General features: G+C 58.9%; 21 protein-coding genes. 15 read left to right on the top strand and 6 right to left on the bottom strand.

Annotation, left to right across the window (positions count from 1 at the left end):
- Positions 1 to 123: 123 nt before the first annotated feature.
- Genes C2U54_RS06435 through C2U54_RS06410 form a run of 6 tightly spaced genes read left to right on the top strand, consistent with a single transcriptional unit; the run spans position 124 to position 6,231 of the window.
- Positions 124 to 1,644 (top strand): sugar ABC transporter ATP-binding protein, encoded by a 1,521-nt coding sequence (locus tag C2U54_RS06435; protein WP_103177893.1) that lies wholly within the window; start codon positions 124 to 126, stop codon positions 1,642 to 1,644.
- On the top strand, positions 1,641 to 2,636 hold the full coding sequence (locus C2U54_RS06430; protein WP_103177892.1) for an ABC transporter permease subunit: 996 nt from the start codon (positions 1,641 to 1,643) through the stop codon (positions 2,634 to 2,636). Before C2U54_RS06435 ends, C2U54_RS06430 begins: the two co-directional genes overlap by 4 nt.
- 32 nt (positions 2,637 to 2,668) lie before the next feature.
- The gene (locus C2U54_RS06425) at positions 2,669 to 3,610 is read left to right on the top strand and encodes an ABC transporter substrate-binding protein (protein WP_103177891.1); all 942 of its coding nucleotides are present in this window, start codon (positions 2,669 to 2,671) and stop codon (positions 3,608 to 3,610) included.
- Between the two features lie 54 nt (positions 3,611 to 3,664).
- The gene (locus C2U54_RS06420) at positions 3,665 to 4,351 is read left to right on the top strand and encodes a D-lyxose/D-mannose isomerase (RefSeq protein WP_103177890.1); all 687 of its coding nucleotides are present in this window, start codon (positions 3,665 to 3,667) and stop codon (positions 4,349 to 4,351) included.
- 9 nt (positions 4,352 to 4,360) lie between these two features.
- A complete protein-coding gene (locus tag C2U54_RS06415; protein WP_103177889.1) occupies positions 4,361 to 5,221 on the top strand; it encodes a ketose 1,6-bisphosphate aldolase in 861 nt (286 codons plus the stop codon).
- Positions 5,218 to 6,231 (top strand): carbohydrate kinase family protein, encoded by a 1,014-nt coding sequence (locus C2U54_RS06410; protein ID WP_103177888.1) that lies wholly within the window; start codon positions 5,218 to 5,220, stop codon positions 6,229 to 6,231. The genes C2U54_RS06415 and C2U54_RS06410 overlap by 4 nt, the downstream gene beginning before the upstream one ends.
- Here the strand turns inward: C2U54_RS06410 and C2U54_RS06405 are convergent.
- A complete protein-coding gene (locus C2U54_RS06405; RefSeq protein ID WP_103177887.1) occupies positions 6,228 to 6,962 on the bottom strand; it encodes a response regulator in 735 nt (244 codons plus the stop codon). The genes C2U54_RS06410 and C2U54_RS06405 overlap by 4 nt on opposite strands.
- 266 nt (positions 6,963 to 7,228) lie before the next feature.
- On the opposite strand from C2U54_RS06405, the gene fdhF reads away from it, so the two are divergent.
- The 3 genes from fdhF (at position 7,229) to C2U54_RS06390 (ending at position 10,644) form a co-directional block, all read left to right on the top strand.
- Positions 7,229 to 9,376 (top strand): formate dehydrogenase subunit alpha, encoded by a 2,148-nt coding sequence (gene fdhF / locus C2U54_RS06400; protein WP_103177886.1) that lies wholly within the window; start codon positions 7,229 to 7,231, stop codon positions 9,374 to 9,376.
- A 323-nt stretch (positions 9,377 to 9,699) separates the two neighbouring features.
- Positions 9,700 to 9,852 carry a Hok/Gef family protein gene (locus C2U54_RS06395; protein ID WP_103177885.1) on the top strand — a complete coding sequence of 51 codons (153 nt, stop codon included), beginning with the start codon at positions 9,700 to 9,702 and terminating at the stop codon, positions 9,850 to 9,852.
- A gap of 117 nt (positions 9,853 to 9,969) precedes the next feature.
- Positions 9,970 to 10,644, top strand: coding sequence for a tetratricopeptide repeat protein (locus C2U54_RS06390; RefSeq protein WP_103177884.1), 675 nt, complete (start codon positions 9,970 to 9,972; stop codon positions 10,642 to 10,644).
- A 76-nt stretch (positions 10,645 to 10,720) separates the two neighbouring features.
- Here the strand turns inward: C2U54_RS06390 and gltP are convergent, their stop codons facing one another.
- Complete coding sequence (gene gltP, locus C2U54_RS06385; RefSeq protein ID WP_103177883.1) at positions 10,721 to 12,034, bottom strand: glutamate/aspartate:proton symporter GltP; 1,314 nt, start codon at positions 12,032 to 12,034, stop codon at positions 10,721 to 10,723.
- Positions 12,035 to 12,454: 420 nt separating this feature from the next.
- On the opposite strand from gltP, the gene acs reads away from it, so the two are divergent.
- The 3 genes from acs to actP all read left to right on the top strand — a co-directional run bounded on the left by acs (position 12,455) and on the right by actP (position 16,506).
- The gene (acs, locus tag C2U54_RS06380; protein WP_103177882.1) at positions 12,455 to 14,413 is read left to right on the top strand and encodes an acetate--CoA ligase; all 1,959 of its coding nucleotides are present in this window, start codon (positions 12,455 to 12,457) and stop codon (positions 14,411 to 14,413) included.
- Between the two features lie 132 nt (positions 14,414 to 14,545).
- A complete protein-coding gene (locus C2U54_RS06375; protein ID WP_103177881.1) occupies positions 14,546 to 14,860 on the top strand; it encodes a DUF485 domain-containing protein in 315 nt (104 codons plus the stop codon).
- On the top strand, positions 14,857 to 16,506 hold the full coding sequence (gene actP, locus C2U54_RS06370) for a cation/acetate symporter ActP (RefSeq protein ID WP_103177880.1): 1,650 nt from the start codon (positions 14,857 to 14,859) through the stop codon (positions 16,504 to 16,506). Before C2U54_RS06375 ends, actP begins: the two co-directional genes overlap by 4 nt.
- 210 nt (positions 16,507 to 16,716) lie before the next feature.
- Here actP and C2U54_RS06365 read toward each other — a convergent pair whose 3' ends face one another.
- A complete protein-coding gene (locus C2U54_RS06365; protein ID WP_103177879.1) occupies positions 16,717 to 18,294 on the bottom strand; it encodes a hypothetical protein in 1,578 nt (525 codons plus the stop codon).
- A 45-nt stretch (positions 18,295 to 18,339) separates the two neighbouring features.
- On the opposite strand from C2U54_RS06365, the gene C2U54_RS06360 reads away from it, so the two are divergent.
- Together C2U54_RS06360 and C2U54_RS06355 are read left to right on the top strand one after the other, a co-directional pair.
- Entirely contained in the window at positions 18,340 to 19,635 is a 1,296-nt protein-coding gene (locus C2U54_RS06360; RefSeq protein ID WP_103177878.1) for a Gfo/Idh/MocA family protein, read from the top strand.
- A gap of 107 nt (positions 19,636 to 19,742) precedes the next feature.
- On the top strand, positions 19,743 to 21,020 hold the full coding sequence (locus tag C2U54_RS06355; protein ID WP_103177877.1) for an ABC transporter substrate-binding protein: 1,278 nt from the start codon (positions 19,743 to 19,745) through the stop codon (positions 21,018 to 21,020).
- A 52-nt stretch (positions 21,021 to 21,072) separates the two neighbouring features.
- Here the strand turns inward: C2U54_RS06355 and C2U54_RS06350 are convergent, their stop codons facing one another.
- The gene (locus tag C2U54_RS06350; protein ID WP_103177876.1) at positions 21,073 to 21,762 is read right to left on the bottom strand and encodes an LrgB family protein; all 690 of its coding nucleotides are present in this window, start codon (positions 21,760 to 21,762) and stop codon (positions 21,073 to 21,075) included.
- Complete coding sequence (locus C2U54_RS06345; RefSeq protein WP_103177875.1) at positions 21,755 to 22,165, bottom strand: CidA/LrgA family protein; 411 nt, start codon at positions 22,163 to 22,165, stop codon at positions 21,755 to 21,757. The genes C2U54_RS06350 and C2U54_RS06345 overlap by 8 nt, the downstream gene beginning before the upstream one ends.
- A 101-nt stretch (positions 22,166 to 22,266) precedes the next feature.
- Between C2U54_RS06345 and C2U54_RS06340 the strand changes: the two genes are divergently transcribed.
- Entirely contained in the window at positions 22,267 to 23,151 is an 885-nt protein-coding gene (locus tag C2U54_RS06340) for a LysR family transcriptional regulator (RefSeq protein WP_103177874.1), read from the top strand.
- A 78-nt stretch (positions 23,152 to 23,229) separates the two neighbouring features.
- On the opposite strand, the gene C2U54_RS06335 is transcribed toward C2U54_RS06340, so the two are convergent.
- On the bottom strand, positions 23,230 to 24,876 hold the full coding sequence (locus C2U54_RS06335) for a Na+/H+ antiporter (protein WP_103177873.1): 1,647 nt from the start codon (positions 24,874 to 24,876) through the stop codon (positions 23,230 to 23,232).
- Between the last annotated feature and the right edge of the window lie 72 nt (positions 24,877 to 24,948).

Below are 24,948 nucleotides of genomic sequence, written 5' to 3'. Positions count from 1 at the left end.
CCGTGGCGTAACTGTGATCCACATTAACTATTCATAACTATGACAAATATGAACGACTTCTGACATTTTGCATTTACCGGGCTGTGATGAAGTGCGGATATCGAACGTCACAGGAGATCCGCCATGAGCAGGACCCCGGTTTTAGAGATGCGCAGCATTGCCAAAACCTTTGGCAGCTTTCACGCGCTGAAGGGTGTGGATCTGACGGTCTTCCCCGGTGAGATCCACGCGCTAATGGGTGAAAACGGCGCCGGAAAAAGTACGCTGATGAAAATTCTCGCCGGGGCTTACATCGCCACCAGCGGCGAGATCCTGATCGACGGCAAGCCGTTTCACATCAAAGGCCCAAAAGATGCCCTGGCGGCAGGCATCACCCTGATTTATCAGGAGATGCAGCTGGCACCAAACCTTACCGTGGCCGAAAACATCTTCCTCGGCAGCGAGCTGTCGCGCGGCGGGCTGGTGCAGCGTAAAGAGATGGCGGCCCAGGCCCAGGCGGTAATTGACCGGCTTGGCGCCCAGTTTAAGGCCACCGATCTGGTGATGAAGCTGACCATCGCCGAGCAGCAGCAGGTGGAGATTGCCCGCGCGCTGCACCGCAACAGTCGCATTCTGGTGATGGATGAACCCACCGCCGCCCTCTCCTCTCGCGAGACCCATCGTCTGTTTGAACTGATTTTGCGCCTGCGCGATGAAGGGATGGCGATCATCTACATCAGCCACCGCATGGCGGAGGTATATGAGCTGTCGGATCGCGTCAGCGTACTGCGTGACGGCCAGTACGTCGGCAGCCTGACCCGCGACAAGCTCAACGCCGCTGAACTGGTGCGGATGATGGTCGGGCGTCCGTTGAGCGATCTGTTCAATAAAGAGCGCGATATCCCTCTCGGCAGCCCGCGCCTGAATGTCCACCATCTGACCGACGGCGGCAAGGTGCAGCCGTGCAGTCTGCTGGTGCGCTCCGGTGAAATCGTCGGGCTCGCCGGGCTGGTGGGGGCCGGACGCTCAGAGCTGGCCCAGCTGATTTTTGGCGTGCGCAAGGCCACCGGCGGCATGATTGAGGTGGATGGCGATCCGGTGGTGATCCACTCCCCGCGTGCCGCCATTGAGCACGGCATCGGTTTTTTAACCGAGAACCGCAAGGAGCAGGGGCTGTTCCTTGAGCTGGCGGCGCAGGAGAACATCACCATGGCGACGCTGGAGCGCGACGCCACCTTCGGCATGCTTAACCGCAAAAAAGCGCAGTCGATCTCCGATGATGCCATCGCCCTGCTTAACATTCGCGTGCCGCATTCCCAGGTGCGGGCGGGCGGCCTCTCCGGTGGCAATCAGCAGAAGCTACTCATCTCCCGCTGGGTGGCGATTGGCCCGCGCATTCTGATCCTCGACGAGCCGACCCGCGGCGTGGATGTCGGGGCCAAAAGCGAGATCTACCGGATCATGAACCAGATGGCGCGCAAAGGGGTGGCGATCCTGATGATCTCCAGCGAACTGCCGGAAGTGGTAGGCATGAGCGATCGCGTCTATGTGATGCGCGAAGGGAGCATCGCCGGCGAGCTGCATCGGGCCGATATCACACAAGAAAACATTATGACGCTGGCAACCGGCGTTAACGACTCTCATCACCAGGCGGTAAAATCATGAGCCAACAAAATAGTCCGCAACAGGTGGCCAAAGCGGCCTCCGCCAAAAAAATGCTGATGGGCGATCTGATGCAAACCATCGGGATCCTGCCGATATTGATCCTGATTGTCGCCGTCTTTGGCTTTATCGCCCCGAACTTCTTTACCGAAAGCAACCTGCTGAACATCACCCGTCAGGCCTCCATCAATATCGTGCTGGCGGCGGGGATGACCTTCATCATTCTGACCGGCGGCATCGACCTCTCGGTAGGCTCGATTCTGGGCACCACCGCAGTGGCGGCGATGGTGGTCTCGCTGATGCCGGAGCTCTCCATGCTCTCGGTCCCGGCGGCCCTGATGCTCGGGCTGGTGCTGGGCACCATCAACGGGGCGCTGGTGGCCTTTGCCGGATTGCCCCCCTTTATCGTCACGCTCGGCACCTACACGGCGCTGCGCGGGGCGGCCTATCTGCTGGCGGACGGCACCACGGTGATTAACTCCAGCATCAGCTTTGAGTGGATCGGCAATAACTACCTCGGGCCGGTGCCATGGCTGGTGGTGATCGCCCTCGCGGTCATCGTCATCTGCTGGTTCATCCTGCGCCGCACCACCCTCGGGGTACACATTTATGCGGTGGGCGGCAACATGCAGGCGGCGCGCTTAACGGGCATCAAGGTCTGGATGGTACTGCTGTTTGTCTACGGCATGAGCGGCCTGCTCTCGGGTCTGGGCGGAGTGATGAGCGCCTCGCGACTCTACAGCGCCAACGGCAACCTCGGCACCGGCTATGAGCTGGATGCGATTGCGGCGGTGATCCTCGGCGGCACCAGCTTTGTCGGCGGCATCGGCACCATCACCGGCACGCTGGTGGGGGCGCTGATTATTGCCACCCTTAACAACGGCATGACGCTGATGGGCGTTTCCTACTTCTGGCAACTGGTGATCAAAGGGGCGGTGATCATCATTGCGGTACTGATCGACAAATACCGTACCCGACACCATCAAAGTGCATAACAACAATACCCTACATAACGAGGACGAAAAATATGCGTTTAAAACCTCTTGTTACCGCGCTCTGTGCTGGCGCACTGCTTGCAGCAACCCCATTTGTCCAGGCCAAAGAGCTGAAGTCCATCGGCGTGACGGTGGGTGATCTGGCCAACCCGTTCTTTGTGCAGATCACCAAAGGGGCGGAGCTGGAAGCACGCAAACTGGCGGGAGATAACGTGAAAGTGACGCTGGTCTCCAGCGGTTACGATCTCGGCCAGCAGGTGTCGCAGATTGATAACTTCATCGCCGCTAAGGTCGATATGATCATTCTTAACGCCGCAGACTCGAAGGGGATCGGCCCGGCGGTGAAGCGCGCGAAAGATGCCGGGATCGTGGTGGTGGCGGTTGACGTGGCGGCAGAGGGTGCCGATGCGACCATCACCTCCAACAACACCCAGGCGGGCGAGATGGCCTGTAAGTTGATTACCGACCGTCTGAAAGGCAAAGGCAACGTGGTCATCATCAACGGGCCGCCGGTCTCTGCGGTACAGAACCGCGTGGAAGGGTGCCAGACCGAATTTAAAAAACATCCGGATATCAAGGTGCTCTCGGATAACCAGAACGCCAAGGGCAGCCGTGAAGGCGGACTGGAGGTGATGACCTCGCTGCTGGCCGCCAATCCGAAGATCGACGGCGTGTTCGCCATCAACGATCCGACGGCGATCGGGGCCGATCTGGCGGCGAAACAGGCGCAACGTAACGAGTTCTTTATCGTTGGCGTGGATGGTTCCCCGGATGCGGAAGAGGCGCTGAAGCGCGAAAACTCCCTCTTTATCGCCACCCCGGCGCAGGACCCGCAGGTGATGGCGGCGAAAGCGGTGGAGATTGGCTATGGCATTCTGCAGGGTAAACCGGCGCCGAAAGAGCCGGTGCTGATCCCGGTGACGATGATCGATAAGAACAACGTCGGCACCTATAAGGGCTGGACGGTTAAGTGAGATCGGTGCAGAGCCTCTTTATCAGGGGCTCTGCATATCACGTAAGGAGTTACCATGAAACGCTCCGAAATTAACGAAATCCTCGGCCACACGCGGCAGTTTTTCTCCATGCACGATGTGCATTTGCCCCCCTTTGCCAGCTTTCCCCCTGCCCGCTGGCAGCAGCTCGACGCACAGGCCTGGCGCGAGGTGTTCGATCTTCGCCTCGGCTGGGACGTGACCGCCTTCGGCGGCGATAACTTCGCCGCCCAGGGGCTGACCCTTTTTACCCTGCGCAACGGCTCGCCCGGCGGCAAGCCGTGGGCCAGATGCTATGCGGAAAAGATCATGCACGTGCGCGACGGGCAGGTCACGCCGCTGCATTTCCACTGGCGCAAACGCGAGGACATCATTAACCGCGGCGGCGGCAATCTGATTCTGGAGCTGTGGAACGCCGATGAAAATGAGCAGAAAGAGGATGGCGATATTACGGTCTCCATCGACGGGTGCCAGCAGACCCACGCGGCAGGCAGCCATATCCGTCTCGCGCCGGGAGAGAGCATCTGTCTGCCGCCCGGTTTGTACCACAGCTTCTGGAGTGAGGCGGGTTTTGGGGATGTGCTGGTGGGCGAGGTCTCCTCGGTGAATGATGACGACACCGACAACCACTTCCTGCACCCCACCGCCCGCTATAACAACATTGATGAAGACGAACCGGCCGTGCTGGTGCTGTGTAACGAGTACAGCCTGTTTCGTCTGTAAGGAGTGAACATGCCGCTTATCTCTCTCGCCGACGGGCTGGCGCACGCCCGGGAACAGCGTTACGCGCTGGGGGCGTTTAACGTCCTCGACTCTCACTTCCTGCGGGCGCTCTTTGCCGCGGCCCGCCAGGAGAACTCGCCCTTTATCATCAACATTGCCGAAGTGCACTTTAAGTACGTGTCGCTCGATTCCCTGGTGGAGGCGGTGAAGTTTGAAGCCGCCCGGCATGACATCCCGGTGGTGCTGAACCTCGATCACGGTCTGCATTTCGAGGCGGTGGTGCGGGCGCTGCGTCTGGGGTTCAGCTCGGTGATGTTCGATGGTTCCACGCTGAGCTACGAGGAGAACATCCGCCAGACGCGGGAAGTGGTGAAGATGTGCCACGCGGTGGGCGTGTCGGTGGAGGCGGAGCTGGGCGCGGTGGGGGGCGATGAGGGCGGCGCCCTGTACGGTCACGCCGACGAAGCCTTTTTCACCGATCCAGCCCTGGCGCGGGAATTTGTCGACCAGACCGGCATTGATGCCCTGGCGGTGGCCATCGGCAATGCCCACGGCAAGTACAAGGGGGAGCCGAAGCTCGATTTTGCCCGTCTTGACGCCATCCGCCAGCAAACCGGCCTGCCGCTGGTGCTGCACGGCGGCTCCGGGATCAGTGACGCCGATTTTCGCCGCGCCATTGAGCTTGGGATCCACAAAATTAACTTCTATACCGGCATGTCCCAGGCGGCGCTGGGGGCCGTGGAGCAGCGCATGGCCAACCGGCAGCCGCTGTATGACGAGTTTGCTGAGCTGCTGCTGGGCATCGAAGAGGCGATTACCGACACCGTCGCCGCGCAGATGCGCATCTTCGGCAGCGCGGGGCAAGCATAATGGAACGCCGGGGCATTATCGCGGCGGGTAATATGCTGGTGGATCATGTCCACCAGATTGTGCAGTGGCCGGAGCGCGGCTGGCTGGCGGAGATCACCCACAGCGAGCGCGCCACCGGCGGCGCACCGCTCAACGTGCTGTTAACCGTGGCAAAAATGCATACCGGGATCCCGCTACAGGCGGTCGGGCTGGTGGGGGAGGATAACGACGGGGATTACATTCTCGCCATGCTCGACCAGTATCACGTCAACCGCCAGCGGGTACAGCGCACCACCTTTGCCCCCACCTCCATGTCGCAGGTAATGACCGACCCCAGCGGCCAGCGCACCTTTTTCCACTCACCGGGGGCGAACCGCCTGCTGGATCTGCCCGCCTTTGACCGGCTCGATTACAGCATGAAGATCTTCCATCTGGGCTATCTGCTGCTGCTCGACAGCCTGGATATGCCGGACGAAGAATATGGCACCCGCAGCGCGCGGCTGCTGGCGCAGATGCGCGATCTGGGGTTTAAAACGTCCCTCGATCTGGTGTCGCGTAAGGGCGATCCGCGCTATCAGCCGCTGGTGCTCCCTGCCCTGCGCCATCTCGACTATCTGGTGATCAACGAGCTGGAGGCGGGCGAGTTCAGCGGCCTGCCGATGCGCGATGACCAGGACGCGCCGGTGATCGCTAATATTGCCGCGGCGGCGGCAGATCTGCTGGCGGCGGGGGTGAAGTCACGGGTGGTGATCCACTGCCCGGAGGGGGCCTGGGGACAGGAGCCGGGTCAGGCGGGAGGCTGGATCCCCTCGTGGCGGCTGAGCCGGGAGGAGATTGTTGGCAGCGTCGGCGCAGGGGATGCCTTCTGCGCCGGATTTTTGTATGGCTGCCACGAATCGCTGTCGCTGACGGAGAGTATTCAGATGGCGCACGCCTGCGCCCGGGCCAGCCTGCTGGCCGCCAACGCCATCGACGGGGCAAAAACGTTGCAGGAGCTACAGCTGTTTATTGAGGAGAACCCCCTGGTCTAGGCCGCCCTGTCGCCATGCTGCACGTCGGCGGCAAAGACATAGCCCAGCCCGCGGATGGTTTTAATCAGCAGCGGCTGATGGGGATTGATTTCGATTTTGCGGCGCAGGCGCATGATCAGCACGTCGATGGTGCGATCGAACACCTCGGCACTTTCGCTGTGAGTCAGCTCCAGCAGCTGTTCCCGGCTCAGCACCCGCCGGGCATTCTGGGTGAGCGCCAGCAGCAGACCGTATTCGCCCTGGGTCAGGGAGACCACGTTGCGCGCTGCGTCAATGAGCTCACAGCGTGCGGTGTCCAGCGTCCAGCCGTTGAAGCCGATCCCGCCCGCCCGCGGGACCGCCGCAGGCTCTGCCGCCAGCGCGCCGGTGCGGCGGAGCACAGCTTTAACGCGCGCCACCACCACCCGGGGGTTAAAGGGTTTGCCGATATAATCGTCCGCCCCCATCTCCAGCCCCACCACCACATCCGACTCGCTACCAAGACCCGTGAGCATAATGACCGGCAGCTCAGGACGCTGTTTTTGCAGCTGCTGTAACACCTGCAGGCCGTTGATATCCGGCAGCATCATATCGAGCAAAACCAGTGCAATATCCGGCATCTGGCTGGCCAGACGCAGCGCATCCTGCCCGTTGTGGCAGACATGGACGGTAAAGACGTGCTCGTTGAGAACGTCCTGCAACAGTTCGCAGACCGCGGTGTCGTCATCGACCACCAGAATTGCTGGTTTCATTACGGGACCCCATAGAGAAGATAAAGATCAGTCTGGCCCATTCTGTGCAAGGCTCCAGCCCAAACGCCTTTTCCATCACGAATCTTCAACCGCCGTCACATCCCCCGTCACTTCCGCCGCCGCAATTTTTGCCGCAGGCCTGTTTTTCGTCAGGGTATTGCCCAGGATTCACCCGTAAAGTCAGGGGAAAACCACAACAAGAATGCGGCTTAGAGGCGGCATACTCAACCGACATATCAGCATCATATGAAACTGGAGCGAGATCGATGAAAAACGTCATCACGGTTTGCCCCTATTGCGCATCAGGTTGCAAGATCAACCTGGTGGTCGATAACGGCGTAATCGTCCGGGCGGAGGCGGCCAACGGCAAAACCAACCAGGGCACGCTGTGCCTGAAGGGCTACTTCGGCTGGGATTTTATTAACGATACCCAAATCCTCACCCCGCGGCTGAAAAGCCCGATGATCCGCAGAACGCGCGGCGGCAAGCTGACGCCCGTTTCGTGGGAAGAGGCGCTGGATTATGTGGCCAGTCGCCTCACCGCCATCAAGAAAAAGCACGGCCCGGATGCGATCCAGACCACCGGCTCGTCACGCGGCACCGGGAATGAAACCAACTATCTGATGCAGAAGTTTGCGCGCGCCGTTATCGGCACCAATAACGTCGACTGCTGCGCCCGCGTCTGACACGGCCCCTCGGTTGCAGGTCTGCACCAGTCGGTCGGCAATGGCGCCATGAGCAATGCCATCAACGAGATTGATAACACTGCGTTAGTCTTTATTTTTGGCTATAACCCGGCGGATTCGCACCCGATTGTCGCCAACCATATTCTGCGCGCGAAACAGAACGGGGCAAAAATCATCGTCTGCGATCCGCGGCGCATCGAAACCGCCCGCATTGCCGATATGCATATCGCATTGCGAAACGGCTCGAACATCGCCCTGCTCAACGCCATCGGCCACGTGATTATTGCCGAGCAGCTCTACGATCGGGCCTTCGTTGCCCGCCGCACGGAGGGCTTTGATGAGTACCGTGAGATCGTTGAACGCTATACGCCGGAGTCGGTGGAGAGCATTACCGGCGTAAGTGCGGGAGAGATCCGTCAGGCGGCACGTCTGTATGCCAGGGCCAACACCGCTACCCTGCTGTGGGGCATGGGGGTGACCCAGTTCTGGCAGGGGGTGGAAACCGTGCGCGCGCTCACCAGCCTTGCCATGCTGACCGGCAATCTCGGCAAAGCCCATGCGGGGGTCAACCCGGTGCGTGGCCAGAATAACGTGCAGGGGGCATGCGACATGGGGGCACTGCCGGATACCTATCCGGGCTACCAGTACGTTAAGTTTCCGGAAAACCGCGAGAAATTTGCCAAAGCCTGGGGCGTGGAGAGCCTGCCGGCGAACCCCGGCTACCGTATCAGCGAGCTGCCGCACCGCGCGGCCCACGGCGAGGTGCGGGCGGCGTACATCATGGGCGAAGACCCGCTGCAAACCGATGCTGAGCTCTCGGCGGTGCGCAAAGCTTTTGACGATCTGGAGCTGGTGATTGTCCAGGATATCTTTATGACCAAAACCGCGGCGGCGGCGGACGTGATCCTGCCCTCCACCTCCTGGGGCGAGCATGAAGGGGTCTACACCGCAGCCGATCGCGGCTTCCAGCGCTTCTTCAAAGCCGTGGAGCCAAAGTGGGAGCTGAAAACCGACTGGCAGATTATCAGCGAGATTGCCACCCGGATGGGTTATCCGATGCACTACGACAACACCCAGCAAATCTGGGACGAGCTGCGCCAGCTCTGCCCGGCCTTTAAGGGGGCAACCTACGAGAAGATGGGCGAGCTGGGCTATATCCAGTGGCCCTGCCGGGACGAGTCGCCGGAAGATCGGGGCACCTCGTACCTGTTCGCCGAGAAATTCGATACCCCGAACGGGCTGGCGCAGTTCTTCACCTGCGACTGGATGGCGCCGATGGATACGCTGTCGCCAGAGTATCCGATGGTGCTCTCCACCGTGCGCGAAGTGGGTCACTACTCCTGCCGCTCCATGACCGGCAACTGTGCGGCGCTGTCGGCGCTGGCGGATGAGCCCGGCTATGTACAAATCAACACCGGGGATGCCAAACAGCTGGGCATTGAGGATGACGCCCTGGTGTGGATCACCTCACGTAAAGGCCGGGTCATCACCCGGGCCCAGGTGAGCGATCGGCCAAACAAAGGTGCGGTATACATGACCTACCAGTGGTGGATTGGCGCCTGCAACGAGCTGGTAACGGAAAACCTGAGCCCGATAACCAAAACGCCGGAATATAAATATTGTGCCGTGCGCCTTGAACCGATAGCGGATCAGGCTGCCGCCGAGCGCTATGTTATCGATGAATATAATGCGTTGAAAAAGCGTTTACGGGAAACCGCAATGGGATAACCTGTAATTAACGGAACAGCGAATAAAGAGGGATGAATTATTCACCCCTCTTTTATTTATGAAATATAAATTTAAAAACCGAATATTATTTTGCGAGCAGTATTCCAGAGAAATGTAATTTCGCACAAAAAAAATTACATCTTTTCTTTTTACTTCAGAGGGATAAGATTATCGGCGGGTGCTTAAGGCTTTCTGTCTTAAGCCGTATTGAGGGACAGAAAGTGAAAAACCCCGGAAATGTTTCCATTAACCGGGGCTATCCCTCAACTACCCAACAAGTTGAGGATAGCCCCTTCTTCTTTTGTTAGCAAGGAGTAAAGGGCATGACGCCATTAAAATATGTCGCAGGCATAATAGTTATTATTTGTCTGACTATCGTGATATTCGCCTTTATTAATCGCGGTAAGTTATGCGAACTCACAATAAAGAGTGAACAACACGAAGTGGCGGCTAAATTAGCCTGCGCAGCAGGCTAACTTCAGCGGGCGGGGAGACCCGCCCGGCTTGTAGGTAGTGGAGGTCTTAACGCACCCATTTTTTTCTTCACATCGCCCGCTTATACTGCCCGGTATCTACTCCTACGAAAATAACGCATGAAACCTCTTTATCTGTTGTTGATCCTTTTTACTTCTCTGGCGAGCGCCGAGGAGATTGGCGGCCAGTACCTGAAGCAGGCTGAGGCGGGCGACAGCCGTGCCCAGTATTACCTTGCCGAAACATATTACAGCTCGGGTGATGATAAGCAGGCCGAAACCTGGGCCGAAAAAGCAGCGAAAAACGGCGATATCGATGCCATGGCCCTGCTGTCCCAAATCAAGTTAAAGCACGGCGATTTCGCTCAGGCCAAAGGGCTGGCGCAGCAGGCCACGGTGGCGGGCAGCTCGCCGGGCGCGGTGATGCTGGCGCGTTTGCTGGTAAACACCCGGGCCGGGAAGACCGACTATCCGCAGGCGCTGAGCTTACTGCACAAGGTCGCTGAGAATACCGAAGACGACGCCGCCGTTGATGCCCAGCAGTTGCTGGGGCTGATCTACGCCAACGGCGTGGAAGTGGCGCAGGATGATGTGCAGGCCGCGCGGTGGTTTAAGCAAAGCTCCACGCTGTCACGCACAGGCTATGCGGAGTACTGGGCGGGCCAGATCTTTAAGCAGGGCGAGGAGGGATTTATCACCCCCAATAAACAGAAGGCGCTCTACTGGTTGAATCTGAGCTGTAGCGAAGGGTTTGATACCGGATGTGAGGAGTTTGATGCGTTAAGCGGGGAGTAAATGCCCGGCGGCACTATGTTTGCCGGGCCTAAGGTCATGTAGGCCGGGTAAGCGAAGCGTCACCCGGCTTTTCACTTTACTGGTCAGCCGTCTTATCAAACCGCCCCAGCACCTCGCGCTCATAGGCCAGCGCTTTTTTACGGTCGAACTTATGTTCCCACTTGGCAATCACCAGCACCGCCAGCGCGTTACCCACCACGTTCAGCGCGGTACGCGCCATGTCGAGGATACGGTCAACACCGGCGATAAACGCCAGTCCTTCCAGCGGAATACCCACACTGCCCAGGGTCGCAAGCAGCACCACAAACGACACGCCCGGCACGCCGGCAATGCCTTTCGAGGTCACCATCAGCGTCAGCACCAGAACGATCTCCTGCCACAGGGAGAGGTCAATGCCGTACAGCTGGGCAATAAAGATCGCGGCGATACTCTGGTACAGCGTGGAGCCATCAAGGTTAAAGGAGTAGCCGGTCGGCACCACGAAGCTGGTGATCGACGCCGGCGCGCCGTAAGCCTCCATCTTCTGGATGATGCGCGGCAGCACGCTTTCAGAGCTGGCGGTGGAGTACGCCAGAATTAGCTCGTCCTTCAGGATGCGGATCAGGATCCAGATGCTCAGCCCGCACATGCGCGCCACTAAGCCCAGCACCACCAGTGCGAAGAAGATGATGGCGAAATGCACCAGCAGCACCAGCTTCGCCAGCGGCCACAGGGAGGCAAAACCGAAGTTCGCCACCGTCACCGAGATCAGCGCAAACACCCCTACCGGCGCATAGCGCATCACCATGTGGGTCACTTTAAACATGGTTTCAGAGATGGAGCGGAACACGGTCACCAGCGGCTCGCGGTGGGCGGAGGGCAGCGACGCCAGCCCCAGACCAAACAGCACCGAGAAGAAGATAATCGGCAGCATTTCGCCCTTCGCCATCGACGCCACGATATTCGTTGGCACCAGCGACAGGATCGTCCCCATCAGGCCATGAGAGTGGCTCTGCACATCGGCGGTTGTGCTCTGGTATTTCGAAATATCCACCGTCGCCAGCTGCGACATATCAATGCCCGCCCCCGGCTGGAACAGATTCGCCAGCGTGATGCCGAGAACAATGGCCACCGTAGTGATCACTTCGAAATAAAGGATAGTTTTCGCGCCGATGCGGCCCAGTTGCTTCGCGTCACCCACCCCGGCAATCCCCACCACCAGCGTCGAGATAACAATCGGCACCACAATCATCTTGATCAGATGAATAAAGATATCGCCGGCCGGCGACAGTAAATTGGCGATCAGCCATTCGCGGCTGTCGCTGTGATAATGCAGATAACTACCCAGCAAGATACCCAGCACAAGGGCCAGCAAAATTTGCCAGGCCAGGCTGACTTTCAAATTTTTCATAACAAGAGACTTCCTCAACGAAGTGTTCGTACTCGTAAAACGAAGGGGACGACACATACTGAAAGGGTATGAATTGTGTTGCGTTCATTTATGGGGTTTTTTAACGCGCGGTATCAGTACCATTTGCACGGCATGCTGCGCAAGCCTTTAAGAACGAGGCATTTGACTGACAAAAGAGGTGGTTACGCTAATTTGTATCGATGATGATAAATAACCTTTTGTAATGAAAACGCTTTTTTATCCATAAAAGCAAATAATCCTCAAGAGAAATTATTTTCCTTCAAAGTGTCATTTGCGCGTTTTTTGTTCTCTTTAACATTTGCGTGATCTGTCGCCCAAATAGTAAACAAAGCTGCCAAAGCCCCTACAATTAACGTTTTTGCGACATATTATTAACATCCTACAAGGAGAACAAAAACCATGAGCCAAGTCCATAAACACGACATTCCCGCAAATATTGCGGACCGCTGCCTGATTAACCCTGAGCAGTACCAGGAGAAGTATCAACACTCCATCACCAACCCTGACGCCTTCTGGGGCGAGCAGGGTAAAATCCTTGACTGGATCACGCCCTATCAGACGGTCAAGAACACCTCTTTTGCCCCAGGTAACGTCTCTATTAAATGGTATGAAGACGGTACGCTGAACCTGGCCGCCAACTGTCTGGATCGTCACCTCGCCGAGCGCGGTGACCAGACGGCGATCATCTGGGAGGGCGACGACGCCACCCAGAGCAAAAATATTACCTACCGTGAACTGCACCGCGATGTCTGCCGCTTTGCTAACGTGCTGCTGGCGCAGGGCATCAAGAAAGGCGACGTGGTTGCCATCTATATGCCGATGGTACCGGAAGCGGCCGTGGCGATGCTGGCCTGCGCCCGCATCGGCGCCGTGCACTCCGTGATCTTTGGCGGCTTCTCGCCGGAAGCGGTGGCCGGGCGCATTATCGACTCCAGCTCCAAACTGGTGATCACCGCCGACGAAGGCGTGCGTGCTGGCCGTGCCGTTCCGCTGAAAAAGAACGTCGATGACGCGCTGAAAAACCCCAATGTAAACAGCGTCAACAGTGTGATTGTGCTCAAGCGCACCGGCAACGCCATTGAATGGCATGAGGGGCGCGACCTCTGGTGGAGCGACCTGATTGAGCAGGCCAGCGACCAGCACCAGCCGGAAGCGATGAATGCGGAAGATCCGCTGTTTATCCTCTATACCTCCGGCTCCACCGGCAAGCCGAAGGGCGTCCTGCACACCACCGGCGGCTATCTGGTCTATGCGGCCACCACCTTTAAGTATGTCTTTGATTATCATCAGGGTGATATCTACTGGTGCACCGCCGATGTGGGCTGGGTCACCGGCCACAGCTACCTGCTGTACGGCCCGCTGGCCTGCGGCGCCACCACCCTGATGTTTGAAGGGGTGCCAAACTGGCCGACGCCGGCGCGCATGAGCCAGGTGGTGGACAAACACCAGGTCAATATTCTCTACACCGCCCCGACCGCAATCCGCGCCCTGATGGCGGAAGGCGATAAGGCGATTGAAGGCACCGACCGCTCCTCCCTGCGTATCCTCGGTTCCGTGGGTGAGCCGATCAACCCGGAAGCCTGGGAGTGGTACTGGAAGAAGATCGGCAACGAGAAATGTCCGGTGGTCGATACCTGGTGGCAGACCGAAACCGGCGGGTTCATGATCACCCCGCTGCCGGGCGCCACTCAGCTGAAAGCCGGTTCCGCGACCCGTCCGTTCTTTGGCGTTCAGCCTGCGCTGGTGGATAACGAAGGCACGCCGCTGGAAGGGGCCACCGAAGGCAACCTGGTCATCACCGACTCCTGGCCGGGTCAGGCGCGCACCCTGTTTGGCGATCACGATCGCTTTGAGCAGACCTACTTCTCCACCTTCAAAAATATGTACTTCAGCGGCGACGGCGCGCGTCGTGATGAAGATGGCTACTACTGGATCACCGGCCGCGTGGACGACGTGCTGAACGTCTCCGGCCACCGTCTGGGGACCGCCGAGATCGAATCAGCCCTCGTGTCGCATCCGAAAATCGCCGAAGCGGCGGTGGTCGGTATTCCACACAACATCAAAGGCCAGGCGATCTATGCCTACGTCACCTTAAACCATGGCGAAGAGCCGTCACCCGAGCTCTATACCGAAGTGCGTAACTGGGTGCGGAAAGAGATTGGCCCGCTTGCCACCCCGGACGTGCTGCACTGGACCGACTCGCTGCCGAAAACCCGCTCCGGCAAAATCATGCGCCGTATTCTGCGCAAGATTGCGGCGGGGGATACCAGCAATTTAGGCGACACCTCTACGCTCGCCGATCCTGGCGTGGTGGACAAACTGCTCGAAGAGAAGCAGGCCATCGCAATGCCATCGTAACACCCTCACCTTAGCCCTCTCCCTTCAAGGGAGAGGGGAATATAAAAACCACCCCATAGGATTTCGCGTTGCAGGCACGTGACTGCTCAGGCTGCGTGAAAACCGAAGGGGGATACCTCTGGAGATTCTGTGATGAATGACAATATTTGTCAGCAGATAGAGAACAGTGCGCACTACAGGGAGCTGGTGGATAAACGGCAACGGTTTGCCTTCATTCTCTCTATTATCATGCTGATCATCTACGTGGGCTTTATCCTGCTGATCGCTTTTGCGCCGCACTGGCTGGGCACGCCGCTGCATGCGGGCACCAACGTCACGCGCGGCATCCCTATCGGCATCGGTGTGATCGTCGTTTCGTTTGTGCTGACCGGCGTCTACGTCTGGCGCGCTAACGGTGAGTTCGACCGTCTGAACAAAGCGGTACTGCGCGAGGTGAAAGCATCATGAAGAGAGTCCTGACGGCGCTTGCCGCCGCCCTCCCCCTCGCGGCAAATGCCGCCGATGCCATTGGCGGCGCGGTTGAACGCCAGCCGACCAACTGGCAGGCGATTGTGATGTTCCTGATCTTCGTGGTGCTGACGCTGTACATCACCTACTGGGCGTCGAAACGCGTGCGTTCCCGTAACGATTACTACACCGCGGGCGGCAACATTACCGGTTTCCAGAACGGGCTGGCCATCGCCGGTGACTTTATGTCGGCGGCCTCTTTCCTCGGCATCTCCGCGCTGGTCTATACCTCCGGCTACGACGGGCTGATCTACTCTCTGGGCTTCCTCGTCGGCTGGCCGATCATCCTGTTCCTGATCGCCGAACGCCTGCGTAACCTGGGGCGTTATACCTTTGCCGACGTGGCATCCTATCGCCTGAAACAGGGGCCGATTCGTACCCTTTCCGCCTGCGGCTCGCTGGTGGTGGTAGCCCTCTACCTGATTGCCCAGATGGTGGGGGCCGGCAAGCTGATCCAGCTGCTGTTCGGCCTGAACTACCATGTCGCGGTGGTGCTGGTGGGGGTGCTGATGGTGATGTATGTCCTGTTTGGCGGCATGCTCGCCACCACCTGGGTGCAGATCATCAAAGCGGTACTGCTGCTGTTCGGCGCCAGCTTTATGGCCTTTATGGTGATGAAGCATGTCGGCTTCAGCTTTAATAACCTCTTTACCGAAGCGATGGCGGTACACCCGAAAGGGGAAGCGATCATGAGCCCCGGCGGGCTGGTGAAAGATCCGATCTCGGCGCTGTCGTTAGGGCTGGGCCTGATGTTTGGTACCGCGGGCCTGCCGCACATTCTGATGCGTTTCTTCACGGTGTCAGATGCGCGCGAAGCGCGGAAAAGCGTCTTCTACGCCACCGGATTTATGGGTTACTTCTACATCCTGACCTTTATCATCGGCTTCGGCGCCATCATGCTGGTGGGTGCAAACCCGGCCTTCAAGGATGCGGCGGGCGCGCTGATTGGCGGCAACAACATGGCGGCAGTCCATCTGGCTGACGCGGTGGGCGGCAACCTGTTCCTCGGCTTTATCTCCGCCGTGGCCTTCGCCACAATTCTAGCGGTGGTGGCTGGCCTGACCCTGGCGGGTGCTTCTGCGGTCTCCCACGACCTCTATGCCAACGTCTGGCGTAAAGGCGCCTCTGAACGCGACGAACTGAAGGTCTCCAAAATCACCGTTCTGGTCCTGGGGGTCGTCGCCATTCTGTTGGGGATCCTGTTCGAAAATCAGAACATCGCCTTTATGGTGGGGCTGGCCTTCTCCATTGCGGCAAGCTGCAACTTCCCGATCATTCTGCTCTCTATGTACTGGTCGAAGCTGACCACCCGCGGAGCGATGATTGGCGGCTGGCTCGGCCTGCTGACGGCGGTGATCCTGATGATCCTCGGTCCGACCATCTGGGTGCAGATCCTCGGCCACGAAAGCGCCATCTTCCCGTATGAGTACCCGGCGCTCTTCTCCATCGCCGTGGCCTTTATCGGCATCTGGGTCTTCTCGGCAACCGATAACTCGCCGGAAGGCAACCTGGAGCGCGAGAAGTTCCGCGCCCAGTTTATCCGCTCCCAAACCGGCCTGGGTGTCGAACAGGGCCGCGCGCACTAAAACCCCCTCCCCGGCCACTGGTCGGGGATCACATTTTTTTCCCCTTCTGGTGACGTTTATCACGTCGCCAGAACAGAAAAAGCCGATGCGGATCACAGGCTTTATCTGCAATCCGCAACGTCCATCACACTTTTCCCTATTCCACGCCGATCCCCCGCTTTCCCTACCCGCGGTATACAGACAACCCCGACCGCAGTTTTTATTCTTTAGTTACAGCGACTCGCCGAGGCTTCTGGCAAAGCGCTCCAGCCGCGCCGGGCTCAGCAACAGCGGCAGGAAGAGCGGGCTGCTGGCGGGCGGATCTGTCAGCCAGCGATCCAGGGTGTCGCTGAAGTGCAGCAGCCGCTGCTGATGCTGCTTCAGGATGTCGGCAGGCAGACTTTGCGGACCGTAGTGATCCAGCCACACGACGTCGGTCACGGCGGCGGCGACGTGAGAGAACATCTGGCTGTAGATCTCCGCGCTGCGCCAGGCGGCCAGCAGGATCGCCAGGGTGTCGTCCGGGCAGGTCATACGCGGCATCAGCTCACGCAGGTTGTGCAGCGTACGTGATGCCAGGAAGCAGGCGGCCTCTTTTTCCAGCGCTACCCGCTCACGCTGCTCTTTGCCAAGGGTGGGATCGTCGGCGGGCATCAGCGGCTGCCAGGCGTGCAGCCAGTTAGCGCTGCGGGTGTCCGTATGGAGCAATTGCTGCGCCTGGGCAATGCTCTCCGGGATCTGGCTCTGGTAGTGCAACCGCCGTCCGAGGAAGTTTGGCGTTTTGCACAGCCAGTCGTAGCTGGCGTGGAGGATGGCCGAAAGCTGATGTTTGTCCGCCAAAGCGCGAAAGCCGAACTGGTGGTGTTCCGCCCAGCGCTCGAAGGTAGCGGGCAGCGCGGCATCGGCGGCATGGTTGGCGGCAGAGAGGCCAAACAGGTTGATGGCGTTGACGGAGTCCATCACCCGGCTGTCGGGTAACCACTGCCAGCTCACGCGGGAGGTAATCGCTTCGATTTCGTTTTCTGTGGCGCTGAGCGCCCAGCTTAAGCGGCCACCAATCTCATCGGCCAGATAGCACGGCAGTGCGCTCCAGCCGTAGCCGATACCGAAGAGATCGTACTCGATCCACTTTTTATGCCCCGGCAGGGTGGCGATGTTGGGATGGTTGGCAAAACCGGGGTGGTAATCCAGCTCGGTGGCTTTTACCGAGGCGCGCACGTCGTCCGGGAGCGTCGCCAGAATGCCGGAGAGCTGCTGTCGCGGCCAGCTGTTGTCAATGAAGTCGCGCAGGATGAGCTTTTTTCCCTGGGCGCGCAGCAGGCTCCAGACATCATGCAGGCTTTGCTGCCAGCGGCTGGTCTGAAAGTCTGGCGTCGTCAGGCTGAGAATAAGCCCGCCGAGATGGGGCAGCGCCTGTAAAAGCGGATGCAGTATCGCGGCATAAAAAGGGTGCCAGAAATCGGGCGCGTGCTTTTCGTCGAACGTCAGTTCCGGAAATTTACGCTTAATAATGTCGTCATTGGGCGCGGCCTCACCCTGAAGCCAGAACGATAAATTATTTTCCGCCAGGTAACGGTCGACGCGTTTTAAATAGTGCAGGGCGTAATTTTGCTGATGAATAAGGTTCTCGACGTTGAGTTTCTGGCTTAACGGCGAGGGCGTCGCAAGTATTGAAAGCAGTTCCTGTTGGTGCAGGATGATGCCAGTGAAACCGTGCTGTTTCGCGCTTTTTACCCCCTGAATAAACCAGGGCCAGTGCCAGATAAACGTGCTGTTCAGCTCCATCAGTTGATGGGGAATACGTTTCATTGCGTCACCTGCTGATATTAATTCTGTTATTTAATCGAGGATGCCATGAAAAAATATGCTCTGGTCGGGACTGGCGGTCGCGCGGGTTTATATATTTCCGCCATCGGTGGCGCCTGGCGGGAAAATGCCAGACTGGTCGCGTTCTGTGATACTAACAAGACGCGCATGCAGTACGCCAATCAGTTATTAAAAAACGAAGGGGCGGATCCGGTTTCCACCTGGCAGGCGGCGCAGTTTGAAGAGATGATCCGCGAGACGCAGCCCGATGTCGTCATTGTCACCACCATGGACCGCACCCATGACGACTACATCGTTCGCGCCCTGCACGCCGGCTGCGATGTGATCACCGAAAAGCCGATGACCATCGACGAACAGCGCGCCCTGCGCATACTCGATGCCATTGAAGAGACGGGCCGTAGCGTGCGCGTGGCCTTCAACTACCGCTACGCGCCGCACCACAGTAAAGTGCGCGAACTGCTGATGCAGGGGACGATCGGCAAGGTCACCTCGGTCCATTTCGAGTGGCTGCTTAACACCGAACACGGCGCGGACTACTTCCGCCGCTGGCATCGGGAAAAGCGCAATAGCGGCGGCCTGCTGGTGCATAAATCCACCCACCACTTCGATCTGATGAATTTCTGGCTGGGCAGCTACCCGGAACGGGTTTACGCCGAAGGCAGCCTGCAGTTCTACGGCAGGGAGAATGCGGAGAAACGCGGCGTGACCCGGTTCTACCCGCGCGCCCACGGCTTTGCCGACGCGAAAGACGACCCGTTTGCGCTGCATATGGAAGAGAATGCGCAACTTAAGGCGCTCTATCTGGACGCCGAACACGAAGATCGCTACTTCCGCGACCAGAGCGTCTTCAGCGACGGGATCACCATCGAAGATACGATGTCGGTGCTGGTGAAATACCAGAACCAGGTCCAGCTCACCTACTCCCTCAATGCCTACCTGCCGTGGGAAGGGCTGAATGTGGTCTTTAACGGCACCGAAGGGCGTCTGGAGATGAAGATTGTCGAGAAGTCCTACGTCAATGCCGGGGGAGAGCGGGAAAATGAGGGCAGCCTGGAGCAGTGCGACCTCACCGTCTTCCCGATGTTTGCCGAACCCTGGAAAGCGGAATTCAGCCTCGGTGAAGGGGGGCACGGCGGCGGCGACAACGCGATGCTGGCCGACCTGTTCGGCGCGCCACGCCACGATCCGCTGCAGCGCGCAGCCGACCACCGTGCCGGGGCCATGTCTATCCTCACCGGCATTGCGGGCAATATCTCCATGCAGCAGCAGCGTCCGGTCAACTTTAAGGAGTTTGAGCTGGTATCCCGTCTGACGAAACGCTAAGCGTCTCACGCCGGCGCGGCCCGCTGCCGCGCCGGAACCGCCGGTAGTATTGTGCAGTTACTCACCTGTTTAATAACAATATTTATGCCTCTGTTCCGGAGACAATAATGAAAAAACTCGTTTCAGGTGTTATCGCATCGCTGTTATTTTCCTGTACCTCTGTCTGGGCACAATCGCCCGTTGAACTACGCATGTCGTGGTGGGGTGGCAACAGCCGCCACCAGGCCACACTCAAGGCGCTGGAAGCCTTCGAAAAAGCGCATCCGGAGATTAAGGTGAAGCCCGAATACACCGGCTGGGACGGGCATCTTTCGCGCCTGACCACCCAGATGGCGAGCGGCACCGAGCCGGACGTAATGCAGACCAACTGGCCCTGGCTGATCCTCTTTTCCAAAAACGGCGAAGGGTATTACGACCTGAATAAGCTGAAAGCGGAGCTCGATTTAAGCCAGTACCAGGCGCAGGATCTGCAATCGACCACGGTGAAAGGCAAGCTCAATGGCCTGCCGATTTCGGTCAACGCCCCGGTCTTTTACTACAACGACGTCACCTGGCAGAAAGCCGGGCTGGCGTATCCGAAAACCTGGGACGACTTTTTTGCCGCCGGGAAAGTGTTCCAGCAGACGCTGGGCAACAACTACTACCCCTACGCCATGGTCGATCAGGATGTCATTTTGCTGCTCAATGCGTACATGATGCAGACCCACCAGAAGTCGATGTTCAACAGTGATGGCACCTTCGCCTGGAACGACGCGCAGTGGGTCGAGGCCTTCGATTTTGTGAAACGTCTGAGCGACGACCACGTTCTGCCGTCGCCCAAAACCCTCTCTTCCTACGGCAAGGGCAACCTCTATGAGATGAAGCCGTGGATTAACGGTGAGTGGGGCGGGCTCTTCACCTGGAACATCACCATTCGCATGTTTGCCAACAACATGACGCCACCGGCGAAACTGGTGCTGGGCGATTACGTGATGCAGCCCGGCACAGAGGAGTCCGGGGTCTACTTCAAAACGGCACAGATGCTGTCGGTGGCAAAATCGACGAAGCATCCGAAAGAGGCGGCGATTCTGGTGAATTACCTGCTTAACGATCCGCAGTCGGTGGAGGCTCTTGGGCTGGAGCGCGGCATTCCGCTCAACAAGGCGGCGGAGGCGCAGCTGACGGAGAAAGGGGTGATTGACCCGCAGGATCCGGTGATTGCCGGGCTACGCCAGGCGCAGTCGCTGCACACCACAGTTGTCGCCACGCCCTATATCGAGGATTTACAGGTGATCGACCAGTTCACCTCGGCGCGGGAAAAACTGGAGCAGGGCCAGGCACCCGCTCAGGTCGCGGCGGATTTCCGCCAGAAGGTGGAGCGGATTGTGCGGCGGTTGAACCGTTAGCGCCGCATTCAGAACCGGTAGGCCGGGTAAGCGCAGCGCCACCCGGCATTTATCAGAACATCACCCACGCCACCAGCGGGGCCACCAGCACCATCACCACGCCGGAGAGCATCATCACCAGGCTTGCCACCACGCCCTCCTGCTGGCCGAGCTCGTAGGAGCGCGCGGTGCCCGCCCCGTGGGAGGCCGCGCCAAACCCGGCCCCTTTCGCCATCCCTTCACGAATGGAGAGGCGCAGAAAAAGCATGTCCCCTACCGCCATACCAAACACCCCGGTGACCACCACGAACAGCGCCACCAGATCCGGCTGTCCGCCGAGCGGTTTTGCCGCCGCCAGGGCAAAAGGCGTGGTGACGGAGCGTACCGCCAGGCTGCGTTGGATCTCGTCCGACAGGGTAAACAACCGCGCCAGCCAGACCGAGCTGGTGACGGCCACCACCGTGGCGGTGATCACCCCGGCAGAGAGCGACATCCAGTGGCGTTTTATCACCGCGAGGTTGTCGTAGACCGGCACCGCAAAGGCGATGGTCGCCGGACCCAGCAGCCACAGCAGCCAGTGCGCTTCGCCAATATAGTTCTGCCACGAGATATGCCCCCACACCAGCATCATCACCAGCAGGATCGGGGTGAAAACCAGCGGCATCAGGGGCAGTTTACGGAAGCGGCGGTAGAGGCGCTTGTTGGCAAAATAGATAATCAGCGTCACCACCAGGCAGAGGACGCTGACCTGAAAGTTAGTCATGTTTCTGCCTGCTGATTTCAAAGCGGTAGACTTTATCCACCACCCACGCGGTCGCGCCCAGCACCATCAGCGTGCTCAGGGCGATCACCGCAAAGATACGCCAGCCGTCCACCATCAGCAGTTGGACGTAATTGACTACCGCCACCACTGCCGGAACGAAAAAGAGCAGCATCTCCGCCAGCAGCCAGCGCGACCCCGCCCGCACCCAGCTGAGAGGAATAACGCGACAGAGGATCAGGCTGAACATCAGCACCATGCCGACCAGATTGGCCGGCAGCGGCAGATGGAGCCAGCGAACAAGGTATTCAGCGAAGACAAAAAGAGCGGCATAGAGCAGGACCTGAACCGGTACCTGGAGTCGTTGCACGACGGCAGGCGTAACGCGACCTAACGCCACGGTCATGGGGGATTTCCTCAAAATGAGACGGAGCGCCAGTATAGTCAGCGCCCGTAATTGACTGAAATGAATTAAAATCATCAAAGGTATAGTTTCGAGGAATAGTCATGGACATACGCACGCTGCGTTACTTTGTCGAAGTGGTCCGCCAGCAGAGTTTTACCCGCGCCGCGGAGAAGCTCTTTGTTACCCAGCCCACCATCAGCAAAATGCTGAAAAACCTCGAAGATGAACTCAACTGTACCCTGCTGATCCGCGACGGGCGCAAGCTGCTGCTGACCGACACAGGCCGCGTGGTGTTTGAGCGCGGGCTGGCGATCCTGGCGGAGTTTCGCCAGCTGGAGGCCGAGCTTGGCGACATCAACCACCTGAACAAGGGCATACTGCGCCTCGGTATCCCGCCAATGGTAGGAATGATGATGGCGGGCCCTATCGGCCTGTTTCGCCAGCGTTATCCCGGCGTGGAGCTAAAAATTTCTGAATTTGGCGGCTTAACCGTCCAGCAGGCGGTGATCAACGGCGAGCTGGATCTGGCCATGACCGCCCTGCCGGTGGAAGAGGATAGCGGTCTGACGGCGCTGCCGCTGTTCAGCCATCCGCTCTGTGTGCTGGTGCCGCGCTCCGGCAGCTGGCTGTCGCTCGACGCCATCAACCCTGAACTCCTCGCCGAGCATCCGCTGCTGATCTACAACGAAGATTTTGCCCTCAGCCGCCAGCTGATGCAGCTGTTCAACCAGCACGGCGTTAAGCCGCGTATCGCGGTGCGCAGCGGGCAGTGGGACTTTCTGGCCGCCATGGTGCAGGCGGGGGTGGGAATTGCCATCCTGCCGCAGCCCATCTGCGAACGGCTGGATAAAAAGACCCTGCGCTGGATCCCGCTCCAGAGCGATCTGCACTGGCAGCTGGGGATGATCTGGCGGGAAGGGGTCTATCTGTCGCACAGCGCTCAGGCGTGGTTGAAATGTTGTGAAGGGTTTTGGGTGGGAGAATAGCGCCGGGTGGCGGCGTCGCCTTACCCGGCCTACGGTTTACCAGGCCCGGTAAGCGCAGCGCCACCGGGCAATCAACCATTACGGCTTCTCAACCAACAGGGCTTCCATCAGATCGAGATCGTGCAGCAGTTTTTGCAGCGTCTCGTTGCTGATCTCCCGGGTGGCGCGCAGATGATAAAGCTCCGCACGTTCGGCGCGCAGCGCGGCCAGGCGGAAGCGACGCTCCAGGTTCTCTTCCTGCAGCGAGCTCTCTACGTCATTTCGGCCATCCGCACGGCGGCGCAGGTTACCAATGACCCGCGAGCTCACCTCTTTCAGCAGCTGCGTATCGAGGTTCTCTTCGGTATCGGCCGCCAGGCGCTCTTCCATCTTCTGGATGGTGACAATCGCCACTTCCGCGGTGGCCGCCCGGGCGATACGCGCCTCTTTATGCTGCTGGACGTGATCGCCCACCTCCATATGTTGCAGCAGGATGGGCAGCATCACCACGCCGACAAACAGCGAGAACAAGATCACCCCGGCGGCCAGGAACACCAGCTCGTAGCGGGCCGGGAAGACATCGCCGGTCGGCAACAGCAGCGGAATGGAGAGCACACCGGCCAGGGTGATCGCCCCGCGCACGCCCGCAAAGGTGGAAATCAGCAGTTCACGGGTCGTCCAGGAGCCAAACTCCATCGGTTTATTTTTCAGGAAGCGGACGCTGAATTTTTTCATCGTCCACAGCCAGCCGAAACGCACCAGCATCAGCGCGGAATAAATCAGCACGATATCGGTAAAGAGCATCCAGGTGTCGACGTTCGGGTCAGCCTCTGCCGCCACCAGCGAAGACTCAAGAATGCCCGGCAGCTGCAGGCCCAACAGCAGGAAGACCATGCCGTTAAAGACAAACTCCAGCATCGACCAGGTGCTGTTGGCACGCAGGCGCATCGCCAGCGGCGCGGTACGCATCACGCCGGAACGGGTGATGGTCATCCCCGCGGCCACCGCCGCCAGAATGCCCGACACGCCAATGTGCTCGGCAATCAGATAAGAGGCGAATGGCAGCAGGAACAGCAGTACGATCTGCGTGGCGGGTTCATCACCGCCCCAGCGGCTGAGGAAGCGCAGCGAACGGCCATACAGCCAGCTCACCACAAACCCGGCGAGGATACCGCCAATCGCCACTTTCAAGAACTCTACGGTGGCGCCGCCGACGGTAAAAATCATGGTGCCCATCGCCACGGCAACGGCAAACTTCAGGGCCACCAGACCGGAGGCGTCGTTCATTAGCGCCTCACCCTGCAGGATGCCCATGATTTTTTTCGGCATGCGCCCTTCACCGACGATGCCGGAGAGCGCCACGGCATCCGTTGGCGACAGCACCGCCGCCAGTGCAAAGGCTGGTATCAGCGGGATCCCCGGCACCACCCAGTAGATGAGAAAACCGATCCCCATGACGGTGATAACCACCAGCGCCAGCGCCAGACCCAGGATCTCGCGCCCGTGCTCAAGAAACTCGCGCGTGGGCGTTTTCCAGCCGTCGGCAAAAAGCAAAGGAGGAATAAACAGCACCAGAAACAGTTCCGGATCAAACTCGACATGCAATCCGAACGTCGGCCAGGCCAGCAGAGCACCGATGGCAATCTGCATGAGCGGCAGCGGTAGCTGAAAGGGCAGTACGCGGGTAACTACCCCGGAAAGTGAGACCACAAGGGTCATGATGAGTATTGTGAAGAAAATTTCCATGCGTTCCCTGTTTGCGATAATTCTGTTCGTTTAGGCCACTGGCATCGTGCCTTAATGTACCTTTCCCAGAGT

Origin of the sequence: Leclercia sp. LSNIH1 (assembly GCF_002902985.1) — a bacterium.
GTDB lineage: Bacteria > Pseudomonadota > Gammaproteobacteria > Enterobacterales > Enterobacteriaceae > Enterobacter.
Note: the sequence above shows the minus strand (reverse complement) of the source record. Positions and strands in the feature narration are given on the sequence as shown.